Source organism: Azospirillum brasilense, from assembly GCF_007827815.1.
In the GTDB taxonomy this organism is placed as follows: Bacteria; Pseudomonadota; Alphaproteobacteria; order Azospirillales; family Azospirillaceae; genus Azospirillum; species Azospirillum brasilense_C.
Window position 1 is genome coordinate 112,165 of sequence record NZ_VITH01000006.1, and the last position, 13,088, is coordinate 125,252.

Annotated in this window: 12 protein-coding genes; 5 read left to right on the forward strand and 7 right to left on the reverse strand. The window is 71.9% G+C overall.

The genetic code is table 11. The features are described from left to right. Positions 1-14: 14 nt before the first annotated feature. The 7 genes from FBZ83_RS13680 to FBZ83_RS13710 form a co-directional block, all read right to left on the reverse strand. Entirely contained in the window at positions 15-896 is an 882-nt protein-coding gene (locus FBZ83_RS13680) for an ABC transporter permease (RefSeq protein WP_186466076.1), read from the reverse strand. Between the two features lie 79 nt (positions 897-975). After that, positions 976-1,962 carry an ABC transporter substrate-binding protein gene (locus tag FBZ83_RS13685; RefSeq protein ID WP_145683706.1) on the reverse strand — a complete coding sequence of 329 codons (987 nt, stop codon included), beginning with the start codon at positions 1,960-1,962 and terminating at the stop codon, positions 976-978. 51 nt (positions 1,963-2,013) lie between these two features. Beyond that, entirely contained in the window at positions 2,014-2,823 is an 810-nt protein-coding gene (locus FBZ83_RS13690; RefSeq protein ID WP_145683708.1) for an enoyl-CoA hydratase, read from the reverse strand. Then, the gene (locus FBZ83_RS13695) at positions 2,823-4,016 is read right to left on the reverse strand and encodes a CaiB/BaiF CoA transferase family protein (protein ID WP_145683710.1); all 1,194 of its coding nucleotides are present in this window, start codon (positions 4,014-4,016) and stop codon (positions 2,823-2,825) included. Before FBZ83_RS13695 ends, FBZ83_RS13690 begins: the two co-directional genes overlap by 1 nt. Continuing rightward, entirely contained in the window at positions 4,013-5,386 is a 1,374-nt protein-coding gene (locus FBZ83_RS13700; RefSeq protein ID WP_145683712.1) for an amidase family protein, read from the reverse strand. Before FBZ83_RS13700 ends, FBZ83_RS13695 begins: the two co-directional genes overlap by 4 nt. 95 nt (positions 5,387-5,481) lie before the next feature. Continuing rightward, positions 5,482-6,384 (reverse strand): LysR family transcriptional regulator, encoded by a 903-nt coding sequence (locus tag FBZ83_RS13705; RefSeq protein WP_114857345.1) that lies wholly within the window; start codon positions 6,382-6,384, stop codon positions 5,482-5,484. 103 nt (positions 6,385-6,487) lie between these two features. Further along, positions 6,488-7,270, reverse strand: a complete 783-nt coding sequence (locus FBZ83_RS13710; protein WP_145683715.1) for a FadR/GntR family transcriptional regulator — start codon at positions 7,268-7,270, stop codon at positions 6,488-6,490. Between the two features lie 157 nt (positions 7,271-7,427). On the opposite strand from FBZ83_RS13710, the gene FBZ83_RS13715 reads away from it, so the two are divergent. The 5 genes from FBZ83_RS13715 to FBZ83_RS13735 all read left to right on the forward strand — a co-directional run bounded on the left by FBZ83_RS13715 (position 7,428) and on the right by FBZ83_RS13735 (position 13,069). Continuing rightward, the gene (locus FBZ83_RS13715) at positions 7,428-8,621 is read left to right on the forward strand and encodes a four-carbon acid sugar kinase family protein (protein WP_145683717.1); all 1,194 of its coding nucleotides are present in this window, start codon (positions 7,428-7,430) and stop codon (positions 8,619-8,621) included. Continuing rightward, positions 8,618-9,646 carry a 4-hydroxythreonine-4-phosphate dehydrogenase PdxA gene (gene pdxA / locus FBZ83_RS13720; protein WP_145683720.1) on the forward strand — a complete coding sequence of 343 codons (1,029 nt, stop codon included), beginning with the start codon at positions 8,618-8,620 and terminating at the stop codon, positions 9,644-9,646. Before FBZ83_RS13715 ends, pdxA begins: the two co-directional genes overlap by 4 nt. A gap of 16 nt (positions 9,647-9,662) precedes the next feature. After that, positions 9,663-10,817, forward strand: a complete 1,155-nt coding sequence (locus tag FBZ83_RS13725) for an iron-containing alcohol dehydrogenase (protein ID WP_145683723.1) — start codon at positions 9,663-9,665, stop codon at positions 10,815-10,817. 93 nt (positions 10,818-10,910) lie between these two features. After that, the gene (locus tag FBZ83_RS13730; protein WP_145683725.1) at positions 10,911-11,813 is read left to right on the forward strand and encodes a dihydrodipicolinate synthase family protein; all 903 of its coding nucleotides are present in this window, start codon (positions 10,911-10,913) and stop codon (positions 11,811-11,813) included. A gap of 5 nt (positions 11,814-11,818) precedes the next feature. After that, positions 11,819-13,069, forward strand: coding sequence for a sialidase family protein (locus FBZ83_RS13735; RefSeq protein WP_145683727.1), 1,251 nt, complete (start codon positions 11,819-11,821; stop codon positions 13,067-13,069). Positions 13,070-13,088: the final 19 nt, after the last annotated feature.

A 13,088-nucleotide genomic window follows, 5' to 3' on the forward strand; every position in this document is an offset into this window, starting at 1 on the left:
TTTGTCTCCGTGCTTCAGCGCGAGGCGGATTGGAGGCGGCGCCAGCGCAGGGCCCAGTGCTCGACGGTGACGATCAGGCGGTCGCTCAGCAGGCCCATGGCCCCGATCGACAGCATGTCGGCGATGACCACGTCCATGCGGCCGACGTAGTAGGCGTCCCACAGCACGTAGCCGAGCCCCGACTTGACCGCGACCATCTCGGAGACGATCACCGCCGTCCAGGCGATGCCCAGACCGATGCGCAGGCCCGTGAAGATCGCCGGCAGCGCCGCCGGCAGGACCACGCGACGCAGCACGTCGAAGCGGCTGGCTCCCATCATCTCGGCCGCCCGGATCCAGTTGCGGTCGACGTCGCGGGCGCCGTGCGTGGCGTTCACCACGACCGGGTAGAAGCCGCCGAGTGCGATCAGGAAGATCGCGCCCATGTCCTGGATGCCGAACACCGCGATGGAGAAGGGCAGCCACGCCGTGATGGGGATGGGGCGGAGAAGCTGGATCGTCGGGTCCACCGTGCCGGACACGGCGCGGCTCCAGCCGATCATGACGCCCGCCGGGATGCCGATGGCCATGGCGAGCACGAAGCCCTGGGCGACGCGCATGGACGAGAACAGCACGTTGCTCAGCCAGGTGCCGCTGTAGGGGTTGAGGCCCATGCCCTGCGGGCCGAAGGCCCAGACGACCCAGGCGTCCCACACCCGGTCGGGGGTCGGCAGGACGCCGCCGGCCAGCGAGCCGCCTGATCCGGCGAGCTGCCACGCCACGATCACCAGGACAGGCAGCAGCGCCGCGCGCATCGCCGCCCCGGTGCGTCCCGCCGGGAACAGGCCCCGGCTCTTCACCTTGGGAGCCGCCGGCACGGGGGCCGCGTCCAAGGCTCTTGCGGGCGCGTCATTCATCACTCCAGTCCTCCGCCATTCTTGTCGGCCGCCACACGGTCGGAATGCCGCCCGCCGAAGCGGGCGGCGGCGTTCCAAATCACTGAGCCTTCTCGACGAAGGAGGCGTCCCAGTACTTCTCGATCTCGCCCGACACGTCCTTCGGGATGACGCCCAGCTCGTTGAAGGCCTTGGCCTGACGCTTGATCTGGTCGACCGTGGTGACGGAGCCAAGCTCGATCACCTTGGACGCCTCGGCGGCGAGCTTGGTGTCGAGGCCGGTCAGCGACGCGTAGGCCTTGGTGAACTCGTCCGGCGAGGCGGCGAGCTTCTTCTGCGCCTGGAGATAGGCCCAGACGAAGCGTTCCATGGCCGGGCGCTTCTCGGCCATCGACTTGCGGTTGGCGGCGAGCATGCCGAGTTCCGCGCCGACCGACTTGGACTGGCTGTATTCGAGATTCTTGGCGAAGAAGCCGTAGCCCTCCATCACCGGGATGGATTCGAAGGGCTCCCAGGTGACGATGGCGTCGACCTCGCCGCGCTGCAGGGCCTGATCGAAGTTGGCGCCGCCGCCCTGGATGTTGACGGCCTGGAAGCTGTTGTAGGGGATGTTCTTCTCGGTCAGGGTCGCGGCGAACTGGAACCACACCGCCGAACCGGGGGCGATGGCGACCTTCTTGCCCTTCAGGTCGTCCCAGCTGTCGAGCTTAACGCCCTTGCGGCCGATCACGTATTTCGGCGAGCTGCCGACGCCCATGACGCCGACCATGTCGGTGGCGCCCTGGGCCAGCGAGATCGCGAGGTCGGCCGGCCCGACCGTGGCCATGTCGAGGGAGCCGGCGAGCAGCGCGGTGCGCGCGTCGGCGTAGCGGGCGAATTCGACCGTCTTCAGCTCGACGCCGAGCTTCTTGAGGTCGTCGGTGATCATCACCACCGGGGCGAGATGGCCCACCTTCTGATAACCCACCGTCAGCTCGACCGGCTTCGGCAGGGGAGCGGGTTCCGCCGCGTGCGCGGCGGGCGACAAGGCCAGACATCCGGCGATGACCGCGCCGATGGTGTTGAGACCCAGATGCTTCCAGTTCATGACTTGTCTCCCTGTTTATGGTTCGCCGCCCCGTGGGGCCGATCCTCCGCCTTACGTTCCCTTGAAACCGGGTTCTCTTTTTTGCGCGAAGGCGGCACGCCCCTCCGCGTAATCGGCGCTGGCGAAGCAGCGGGCGACGAGGGCGTCCACCGCTTCGGTGTCGGGCGGACCGTCGGTCCGCAGCGCTTCCAGCATGGCCCGCTTCGCCGCGCGCAGCGTCAGCGGCGCGTTTCCGGCGATCAGGCCGATATAGTCCTCCACAGCGCCGTCGAAGGCGGACGCGGCGGCCACGCGCTGGACGATGCCGAGGCTCGCCGCCTCGTCCGCCGTCACGATGCGCGCGCTGAACAGCAGGTCGGCGGCCGCCGCGGCGCCCATCCGTTGCACCACAAGGCGCACCAGGGGGAAGCCGTAGCCGAGGCCGAGCCGGGCCCCCGGCATGCGGAAGCGCGCGCCGTCGTCGCTGAGCCGCAGGTCGCAGCACAGCGCCAGTTCCAGCCCGCCGCCGAAACAGATGCCGCGGATGGCCGCGACCGTGGGCACCGGGGCGTTGAGGAGCGCCTCGGTCGCCGCCGACACCGCCTCCTCGTAAGCGGCGGCCTGGGCCGCGTCGGCGCGGACGGTGCCGAATTCGGAAATGTCGGCCCCGGCGGAGAAGGCGCGCTCCCCAGCACCCCGGACCAGCAGGACACGGACCGCGGTGTCGGCCACGGCGCGGCCGATGCGCTCGGGCAGGGAGCGCCACATCTCCAGCGTCATCGCGTTGAGCCGCCGGGGCTGGTCGAGCGTCAAGCGGGCGATTCCGCCGGACACGTCAAGCCCCACCACGCCGCCAACCGCTCCCGGTTCCTGCTCGGCCATCAGACGATCCCCTGTGCCTTGAGGGCGGCGACGTCCGCCGCGGACAGGCCGATGGCGCCCAGCACCTCCGCCGTGTGCTCGCCCGCGTCGGGGGCGGGCCGTTCGATGCGGGCCGGGGTGCGCGACAGGCCGACCGGCTGCCCGACGAGGCGCATGGCGCCGCGCGCGGGATGCTCGCAGGGCACGGCGATGCCGAGATGGCCGACCTGCGGGTCGGCGAAGACCTCGTCCATGCGGTAGATCGGCCCCGCCGGAACCCCTTCCTCCTCCAGCCGCGCCAGCCATTCCGCGGTCTTGCGGGTGCGGAACACCTCCTCCAGCAGCGGCTTGAGCGTCGGGCGGTTGCGGAAGCGCTGCTCCTGCGTGGCGAACTCGGGGGCGTTGGCGAGATCCTCGCGCTCGATGGCCCGGCAGAAGGACTGCCACTGGCCGTCGCCGCCGACGCCGATGTTCAAGTGGCCGTCGGCCGTCGCCATCACGCCCATGGGGGTCGAATAGGGGTGGTCGTTGCCCGCCGGCTGCGGGACCTCGCCCTCCACCAGATAGCGCGCCGCCTGGAAATCCATCAGGGCGATCTGGGACTCCAGAAGCGAGGTCTGGACCCACTGCCCCTCGCCGGAGCGGTCGCGCTCCGACAGGGCGACCAGGATGCCGATGGCCGCATACAGGCCGGAGGCGCTGTCGGCGACCGCGATGCCCGCCCGCACCGGACCCTGGCCGGGAAGGCCGGTGACGCTCATCAGCCCGCCCATGCCCTGGGCGATCTGGTCGAAGCCGGCGCGCTCGCGGTAGGGGCCGGTCTGGCCGTAGCCGGAGATCGAGGCCAGGATGATCCGCGGGTTCACCGCCTTCAGCGCGTCGTAGCCGATGCCGAGGCGGTCCTTCACGTCGGGCCGGTAGTTCTCGACCACCACGTCGGCCGTGCGCACCAGCTCCAGGAACAGCTCACGGCCCTGCGGGGTGCGGAGGTTGAGCGACAGCGACCGCTTGTTGCGGTGCAGGTTCAGCATGTCGTAGCCGTGCCGGGGGCCGCTCATCCCCTCGTTGCGGTCGACGCCCGGCGGCGCCTCGACCTTGATGACGTCGGCCCCGAAGTCGGCGAGCACGCGGCAGCAGGTCGGGCCGGCGCGCACGCGCGTGAGATCCAGGACTCGGATGTGCTCAAGAGCTTTTGCGGGTTCGGATCGGGTCATGAGCCACGCTGTGCAAGAGGGCTGGGAAAATCGGTGATCTCGCTGGGCCGTCGCCGGTGCCAGCCGGTCCGCGCCTGCAGCGCGGCGGCCAGCGCCAGCAGCGCGCCGTCCGTCCCGGGACGGCCGACGATCTGGAGCGCCACCGGCATCCGGCGGTCATCGAGGCCGACCGGGACGGCGACCGCCGGCAGGCCGAGGGCGTTGACGAAGCGGGTGTAGGCGCTGAGCCGGTAGAGCGTCGCCGCGCGGAAGTCCGGGGAGGCCGGGTCGGCCACGGCGACCGGCGGCGTGCGGATCGGCATGACCGGCAGCAGCAGGGCGCCGACGCCTCCGAACAGGCTGTCCAGGATGGGCGCAGTGGCGCCGGACAGCGCCGCCTTCGCCGCCGCGAGACGGTCGGCCGCGATGTCCAGGCCCTTGGCGAGCCGCCGGGCGAGGGTCGGGTCCCGAGCGGCGAGGGCGCGCCCGCCATGCTGGGCCGCCGCCTCGGCCTGGAGAATGAGGAAGAGCGGGTCGGACAGCGCCTCGATGGTGGGCAGGCCCGACCGTTGCTCCAGGGAGACGCCGCAGGCGGCGATGGCCTCCGCGCCGTCGCGGCAAGCCGCCTGGATCGGCGCTTCGGACGCCTCGACCGCGTCGGACAGGAGGGCGACGCGGGCCGGCGGTTCGGATGGGAACCCCATATCCGTCGCCAGAACGGGCGCCAGGAGTTGGATGTCGCGCGCGCTGCGCGCCAGAATTCCGATGGTGTCGAGGCTGGGGGCCAGCGCCATTGCCCCGGCGACCGGCACCGCGCCGAAGGTCGGCTTCCAGGCGGTGACTCCGCAGGCCTGCGCCGGGATGCGCAGCGACCCGGCGGTGTCCGATCCCAGAGCGGCGAACACCGCCCCGGCCGCCACCGCGACCGCCGACCCGGCGGAGGAGCCGCCGGGGACGATCTCGCGGTTCCAGGGGTTGAGCGCCTTGCCCACGCCGGACGGCTCGTAGGCCAGCGCCGTCATGGTGGTGAAGCCGACCCGCCGCGCCCCGGCCCCGTCGAGCCGTTCCAGCACCGCCGCCGCACGCTCCGGTGCCGGGCCGGTGGTGCCTGCCGCCACGCCGGCAAGGCCGCAGCCGGGCGACCGTCCGACGCTGTCGAACATATCCTTGGCGGCGTAGGGCAGCCCGGCCAGCGGGCCGGCGGCGTCCGCATCGGCGGTGCCGATCTCGACGAAGCAGCCGAAGCGGGCTTGAACCGCTGGCGCCCAGGCCGCACAGGCCGCGGCGGCGTCCGCGCGGTCCGCCGGGGGGAGCCCGCTCCAATCCGCGAAACCGGGACCGGCCCCGCGGGGGACGTCAGGAACATCGGGGTTCTGGCTGGTCCAGGACATTCGGCCCACTCCCTCATCGCCGGACCTGATGATGAGGGGCTGCACAGTTGCCTAGAAGAACAATTGCGACACACCTGATTTCGAATTTCTCGAAATCACGGCTTCGGCACCGCCTGCTCCCGCAGAAAATCCAGAAGCCGCTGGCTGGGCGCGTCCAGCGCGTCCGGTGAACGAACGCAAATCTCGAAGCTGCGTTCCGCCCAGTCCTCGTCGAGGGCGACCAGTTCCACGCCGAGCGCGGTCGAGAGGGGCTGGACGGCGCGCTTCGGCAGAACGCCGACGCCCAGCCCCAGGCTGATCATCTGGCACATCACCTCGAAGCTGCGGACCTGGACGCGCACCTTGATGAAGCGGCCCTCCGCCCGTGCCCGCTCGGCGAGCAGCCCGTGCACGGCGGTGCCGCCCTCCAGCGCCACATGCTCCTCGTCGAGAAGCTCGGCGAAGCGCAGGCTGGGCCGGTCGGCCAGCCGGTGCCCGCGCGGCAGCGCCACCCACAGCCGGTCCTTGGCGTAGGGGTAGCGGACCAGCCCCTCCGTCCCACGGCCGCCGACGATGACCCCTATGTCGGCCTTCTTGCGGTAGAGCGCGTCCAGCGTGTCGGCGCTGGGGCGCTCCTCCAGCTCCAGCTTGATGCCGGGATTCTCGGCGGCGAAGCGCGAGAGGTCGGCGGCGAGGCATTCCACCAGCGCCGAGGACGACGCGTAGACCCGCACATGGCCGCGCACGCCGGACCGGTATTCGGCGAGCATCGCCTCCAGCTGCGCCCCCAGATACACCATGTCATGGGCGTAGCGCAGCACGAGCAGCCCGGCCGGGGTCGGCTCGATGCCGTGCGGGCGCCGCTTCAGCAGCGGCATGCCGGCGTCGTGCTCCAGCAGCCGGATGCGCCGGCTGGCCGCGGACACCGCGAGATTCAGGGCCTCGCTGGCGCGGCTCAGGCTTTTCAGCTCGCAGGCTTTCACGAACAGCCGAAGCGTCGCCAAGTCATGGTGAAGCACGGTCCACACACCCTATCCGCTATCCGCCGGTCCTCCCAGAGTGCCATTACCGGCGCGGGCGGGCGAGTGTGATGACAGGGGGACGGGACTCAGGGTTCCCGGATCACAGGGACAGGTCGAGCACCCGTCCCTCGAACACGCGGTCGCGCGACCCTTCCAGATGCCGGCGCATGCGCGCCCGCGCGGTGTCGGCGTCGCGGCTGCGGATGGCTTCGAAGATGCCCCGGTGCTCCTCCAGAACGTGGGACAGCCCGCCGCTCGGCCCCAGCAGCGACGAGCCGTGGAACTTCATGCCGACGGCGATGTGGTCCTTCAGCGCCTGCATCGACGACGCGTAATAGTGGTTGTTCGCGGCGTCCGCGATGGCGGCGTGGAAGGCGAAGTCCGCGTCGTCCCGGTGCCGGTGGGCGCGCGTCGCGTCGGCCATCAGGTCGAGCGCCGAGACGATGTTCGACAGCGCCGCGTCGTTCCAGCGCAGGGCGGCGTGGTAGGCGTGGTCCGGCTCGATGGTCAGGCGGAATTCGTAGCAGCGCTGGATGTCGGCGATGGTCTCCACCGGCGCGTAGCCGAGCAGCGGCCGGCTTTCCTCCACCGTCGCCCGCACGAAGCTGCCGGCCCCCTGGCGCGAGTAGATCATCCCCTCGTCGCGCAGCCGGCGCAGCGCCTCGCGCACGATGGGGCGCGACACCTGGAAGCGCGTGGCGAGCTCGTTCTCCCCCGGCAGCCGCTCGTTCGGCTGGTAGTCGCCGGCGCTGATCTGGGTCAGCAGAAGCTGATAGACGCGCTGGACGAGAGGCGTGTGGCGCCCCCGCGCCGCGGCGTGGCCCTCGCCATCCCCGGGCATCGGCGACGCGCCGTCCTCCAGCCCCCGTTCGCGTGACTCCATACGGTTTTCTCCTGCGGCATCCTGTCAACTTGTAAAGATGTAAACCCATTCGGACGGGTGGTTCAAGCGAAAAACCAGCAATCAACATTACAACATGTTGACAGGTAGTTTGTTGTGTGTCTCAATGATCCCGCCTTGAACAACGGGTCGGAACGTCATGCCGCCGCTTCACCTGATCGCCGACGACCTGACCGGCGCGCTGGACAGCGCGGCGGCCTTCGCCGGCCCGGCCGGGCCGGTCGCGGTCCACTGGGAGGGCGTTCCCGCCGGTCTGGCGGCGGGCGCCTCGGTGGCGCTCGACACCGGCACGCGGGACATCGGCGACGCGGCGGCGGCGCGGCGGCGGGTGGCGGCTCTGGCGACCCGCCTTCCGGGCGGCGCGGCGCTGCGCTTCGCCAAGCTGGACAGTTTGCTGCGCGGCCATGGCGCGGCGGAGATCGCCGCCTGGATGGCGGTGGACCGTCCGGACCATTGCATCGTCGCCCCGGCCTTTCCCTTCCAGGGGCGGGTGACGCGCGGCGGCCGCCAGCAGGTCCGCCAGCACGTCACGGGCGCGGACGGCTGGACGCCTGTCGCCACCGATCTGGTCATGGCCCTTGAATCGGAGGGCGAGCGGGTGCGGCTGTGCCGTCCCGGCGACGCGGTGCCCCCCGGCGTCAGCCTGTGGGACGCCGAGACCGACGCCGACCTCGCCGCCATCGCGGCCACCGGGCTGGCCCTGCCCGGACGGGTGCTGTGGTGCGGCAGCGGCGGCTTGGCGGCGGCCCTGGCGGCGGTGATGGAAACCGGTCGCGGACCGGCGCCGTCGCCCAATCCCTTGCCCCGGCCGCTGTTGGGACTGTTCGGCACCGACCACCCGGTGACGATGGTCCAGCTCGACGCCTGCGGCGGCGACGTTCTGGTCCTGCCGGATGGCGGGACCGCCTCCGCGGCGCGCGTGGCCGCGCGTCTGGCGGAGCGCGGCGCCGCGCTGGTCCGCCTCGGCCTGCCCGACGGGCTGGCGCGCGACGCGGCGGCCGAGCGCATCGGGCGGGAGCTCGGCGCGCTGGCCCGCCGCCTCGTCCCGCCGGCGACCCTGCTGGTGTCGGGCGGCGAGACGCTGCGCGCGCTCTGCCAAGCGCTCGGCGCCGGTCGCCTCGACCTTGACGGCGCCCTTCTGCCCGGCGTGCCCTGCTCGACCCTGCGCGGCGGCGCTTGGGACGGGGTGCGCGTCGTCTCCAAATCGGGCGCCTTCGGCGACCCCCATCTTTTGCGCCGGCTGATCCGCGGGGACTCCCCCGACGCGGACCGGGCGGCCTCGGAACCAACGCGCCAGGGCACGCCCTGGCCGCATCGAGGAGAACGAGCATGACCCCCCATCTGGCCATCACCATGGGTGATCCGGCCGGCGTCGGACCCGAGATCATCGTGAAGGCCTGCGCCCGCCTGAAGGAGCGGCTGGACGCCGGGAGCCTGCGGCTTCTGGTGATCGGCAGCAACCCGGCGCTGATGGCGGCGCGCGAGGCCCTGGGCAGCGACCTCGCCTTCCCCGAGGTGACGGCGGACGAGGAGTGGCCGGCGCTCGCCTGCCTGCAGGCCGGGCCGGAGGGCGAGCCGATCCGCCCCGGCGAGCTGTCGGTGGACGGCGGCCGCTTCGCCTATCTGGCGGTGGAGCGCGCGGTGCGGCTGGCCGAGGCCGGGCGTATCCACGGGCTGGTCACGGCGCCGCTGAACAAGGAGGCGATGAACAAGGCCGGCTACCACTTCGCCGGCCACACCGACCTGCTGGCCGAGCTGACCGGCGCCCGCGGCTCGGTGATGATGCTCGCCCACGGCAACATGCGGGTCAGCCACGTCACCACCCACATTGCGCTGGAGGACGTGCCGAAGCGCCTGACGCCGGAGCGGCTGCGCTACGTCATCGACCGCACCGACGAGACGCTGGCCGGGTTGGGGCTGGAGCGTCGCCGCATCGCCATCGCCGCCCTCAACCCCCACGCCGGGGAAGGCGGGCTGTTCGGCCGGCAGGACATCGAGATCACCGCTCCGGTGATCGAGCGCTGCGTGGCCGAGGGGCTGGACGTGGTGGGGCCGGTGCCGGGCGATACGGTGTTCGTCAAGCTGCGCGCCGGCCAGTTCGACGCGGTGGTCGCCATGTACCACGACCAGGGGCACATTCCGGTCAAGCTGCTGGGCTTCCACGTCGATCCGGCGACCGGCCGGTGGGACGCGCTGAGCGGTGTGAACATCACGCTCGGGCTGCCGATCATCCGCACCTCCGTCGATCACGGCACCGCCTTCGACATCGCCGGCAAGGGCATCGCCAACGAGCTGAGCCTGATCGAGGCCATCGATTACGCCGAGAAACTGGCCGCCGCCCGCCGCCAAGCCGTCTGAGGAAGGAGCACCCGCCATGACGGAGTCCATCCACGCCACCCCGCCGGATATGTTCGCTCCCATCGAGCTTGTCCGGCCCCCGCGCGTCCTGTTCGGCGGCGGTCTCGTCGCCTCGGTCGGCGCCTGGGCGCGGGAGAACGGCATCGCCCGCACGCTGGTGGCGGCCGACGCCTTCAACGCCGCCCGCGTCGGGTTGCTCGACCTGCCGGGCGCGGTGACGGTCTTCGACCGCGTGCAGCCGGAGCCCGACACCGCCAACCTCGACGACCTGCTGGCCGTGGCCGAGGCGGCGGAACCGCAGCTCGTCGTCGGCTTCGGCGGCGGCAGCGCCATGGATCTGGCCAAGCTGGCGGCGGTGCTGCCGGGCAGCGGCCAGACCCTCGCCGACGTCGCCGGGGCGGAACGGGTCCGCGCCAAGCGCGCTGCCCTTGCCCAGGTGCCGACCACCGCCGGCACCGGCAGCGAGGCCGGCACACGCGCCCTGGTCACCGACCCGGCCACCGCCAGCAAGATCGCCGTGCAGAGCCTGCACATGCTGGCCGATCTGGCGGTGGTCGATCCCGACCTGACGATGACCGTGCCGCGGGCGGTGACCGCTGCCACCGGTGTGGACGCGCTGGCCCACTGCGTCGAGGCCTACACCAACCGCAAGGCCCATCCGGCCATCGACCTCTACGCGCTGGCGGGCATCCGGCTGATCGGGCGCTGGCTGCCGCGCGCCGTCGCCGACGGGTCCGACCGCGAGGCGCGGGCCGGTCTGGCCCTGGCCTCGCTCTATGGCGGCTTCTGCCTGGGGCCGGTCAACACGGCGGCAGGCCACGCCGTCGCCTACCCGCTGGGCACCCGCCACCATGTCCCGCACGGCGCGGCCAACGCCCTGGTCTTCCCGCACGTCCTGGCCTTCAACGCCCCGGCGGTGCCGGAGAAGACGGCGGGTGTGCTGGCGGCGCTGGGGCTGAAGCCGGTCAGCGAGCCGGCGGCGGTCCTCCAGGCGACCCACGGCTGGTGCCTGTCGCTCGGCTGCACCATGTCGCTCTCCGACCTCGGCGTGCCGGAGGACGATCTGCCGCGCATGGCCGAGGAGGCGCACGCCATCCGCCGCCTGCTGGACAACAACCCGCGCCCGGTCGGGCGTGACGACATATTGGCGATGTACCGCGCCGCCTACTGATGGCCGCCTATTGACGGCCGCCTACTGACGATGGTCCGGACCGAAGCCGGACCCCCTAAGAAAAGCCCCCAGGAAACGCCCAAGGTAGATGCGATGAGCAAGATCACAGGACCCTTCGTCGCCGTCGTCACCCCCTTCGACGCGGAAGAGCGGATGAACGAGGCGGCGCTGCGCCGGCAGGTGGCGCGGCAGGCGGCGGCCGGCAACGGCGTCTTCTGCGCGGGCACCAACGGCGAGTTCTACGCGCTCTCCGTCGACGAGAAGCGCCGCGCCGCCGAACTGTGCGTGGAGGCCGCCGACGGCCGCGTGCCGGTGCTGGCCCACATCGGCGAGATCTCCACCCACCAGACCATCGCGCTCGGCCGCGAGATCGCCCGGCTGGGCGTCAAGGCGGTGTCGGCGATCACGCCGTCCTTCATCGCCTGCTCGCAGGAGGAGCTGGTCGGCTATTACCGCCGGGTGGCGGACGCGCTGACCGTGCCGCTTTACCTCTACAACATCCCGGCGCGCACCGGGAACACGCTGACCCCGGAGGCCGCCCGCACCCTGGCCGACCACCCCAACATCGTCGGCATCAAGGACAGCGCCGGCTCGCAGGACAGCCTGGACGGCTTCCTCGCCGTGGCCCGCGAGCGTGACGATTTCGACGTGATGGTCGGCCCGGACTCGCTGATCCTGCACGGGCTGCGCAACGGCGCCGCCGGCTGCGTCTCCGGCCTCGGCAACGTCGCGCCGCTGACGCTCAACCGCATCTGGACCGCCTTCATGGCGGGCGAGAACGAGGCCGCCGAGGCCGCCCAGGCCCATTTCGGCCAGCTCCGCAAGGAGCTCTACGCGCTGGGCTTCCCGCCCTCCATGGTCAAGCGGGCGCTGTGCCACGCGATGCCGGAGGTCGGCCACAGCCGCGGCCCGGTGCTGATCGACGGGGAGGCCGACCGCGCCATCGCCACCCTGGCCGCCCGCTACGCCGAGGCCGCCGACGGTTCGCAGGAGTGACGACCATGACCACCGCATCCACCCTGTCCCAACAGGCCGCTCCGCCGCCAGCGCCGGAGCGCCGCGGCCCGCTGGTCCCGGCGGCCGGCGATCCCCGCCGCATCGACGCCTACCTGCCGTCGCCCTGCGTGCAGAACCACGCCGCCAATCTTGCGTTGCTGCCCGACGGCGACCTGCTGTGCGCCTGGTTCGGCGGCACGCAGGAGGGCATCCCCGACGTGTCCATCCACGTCGCCCGCCTCCCGGCCGGCGGCGACCGCTGGGAGGCGCCGGTCAAGCTGTCCGACGACCCCGCCCGGTCGGAGCAGAACCCGGTGCTGTTCCCGGCGCCCGACGGCACGCTGTGGCTGATGTACACCGCCCAGATCTCCGGCCACCAGGACACCGCCATCGTGCGCTGCCGCGTGTCGGCCGACCAGGGGCGGAGCTGGGGGCCGGTGCGCACCCTGTTCGAGACCGAGGGCCACACCGGCGTCTTCATCCGCCAGCCGGTGGTGGTGCTGGACAACGGCGACTGGCTGCTGCCGACCTTCCTGTGCCACGGCACGCCGGGCCGCGCCTGGGTGGGCGACCACGACACCAGCGCCGTGCGCATCTCCAGCGACGGCGGCCGGACCTGGACCGAGCATGCGGTCCCCGGCAGCACCGGCTGCGTCCACATGAACATCGTGCCGCTGGCGGACGGTCGGCTGGCCGCCTTCTACCGCAGCCGCTGGGCCGACCATGTCTACCGCAGCCTGTCCACCGATGGTGGCCGGAGCTGGACCGCGCCGGAGCCGACGGAGCTGCCCAACAACAACTCCTCCATCCAGGTGACGGCCCTGGCCGACGGGCGGCTGGCCATCGTCTACAACCACGCCAGCGCCGCCGACGCGACCGGCCGCCGGCTGGGCCTGTACGACGACATTGAGGACTCAAGCGAGGCGGCGACCCCCGCCGCTCAACCGGCCGCCGAGCCCGCGGTTGAATCTCCGGCGGAGGGGCGGACGGCCTTCTGGGGGGCGCCGCGCGCGCCGCTGACCCTGGCGCTGTCCGCCGACGGCGGGGTGACCTGGCCGCTGCGCCGCGACCTGGAGGTCGGCGACGGCTATTGCATGACCAACAATTCGAAGGAGAAGCTGAACCGGGAGTTCTCCTACCCGGCCATTCTCCAGACGCCGGACGGCCGGCTGCGCATCGCCTTCACCTATTTCCGGCAGGCGATCAAGTACACCGAACTGCCGACCGATTGGGTCGAATCCGGCAGCGGGCGATAAAGGGGAAGGAAGCATGCCC

What these genes read in the sequence shown, in the direction of transcription:
- FBZ83_RS13710 (WP_145683715.1), bottom strand. Translation starts at nt 7,270, where the DNA reads ATGGAGTCACGCGAACGGGGGCTGGAGGACGGCGCGTCGCCGATGCCC.
- FBZ83_RS13680 (WP_186466076.1), bottom strand. Translation starts at nt 896, where the DNA reads ATGAATGACGCGCCCGCAAGAGCCTTGGACGCGGCCCCCGTGCCGGCG.
- FBZ83_RS13685 (WP_145683706.1), bottom strand. Translation starts at nt 1,962, where the DNA reads ATGAACTGGAAGCATCTGGGTCTCAACACCATCGGCGCGGTCATCGCC.
- FBZ83_RS13725 (WP_145683723.1), top strand. Translation starts at nt 9,663, where the DNA reads ATGACGGAGTCCATCCACGCCACCCCGCCGGATATGTTCGCTCCCATC.
- FBZ83_RS13730 (WP_145683725.1), top strand. Translation starts at nt 10,911, where the DNA reads ATGAGCAAGATCACAGGACCCTTCGTCGCCGTCGTCACCCCCTTCGAC.
- FBZ83_RS13715 (WP_145683717.1), top strand. Translation starts at nt 7,428, where the DNA reads ATGCCGCCGCTTCACCTGATCGCCGACGACCTGACCGGCGCGCTGGAC.
- FBZ83_RS13690 (WP_145683708.1), bottom strand. Translation starts at nt 2,823, where the DNA reads ATGGCCGAGCAGGAACCGGGAGCGGTTGGCGGCGTGGTGGGGCTTGAC.
- FBZ83_RS13695 (WP_145683710.1), bottom strand. Translation starts at nt 4,016, where the DNA reads ATGACCCGATCCGAACCCGCAAAAGCTCTTGAGCACATCCGAGTCCTG.
- FBZ83_RS13700 (WP_145683712.1), bottom strand. Translation starts at nt 5,386, where the DNA reads ATGTCCTGGACCAGCCAGAACCCCGATGTTCCTGACGTCCCCCGCGGG.
- pdxA (WP_145683720.1), top strand. Translation starts at nt 8,618, where the DNA reads ATGACCCCCCATCTGGCCATCACCATGGGTGATCCGGCCGGCGTCGGA.
- FBZ83_RS13735 (WP_145683727.1), top strand. Translation starts at nt 11,819, where the DNA reads ATGACCACCGCATCCACCCTGTCCCAACAGGCCGCTCCGCCGCCAGCG.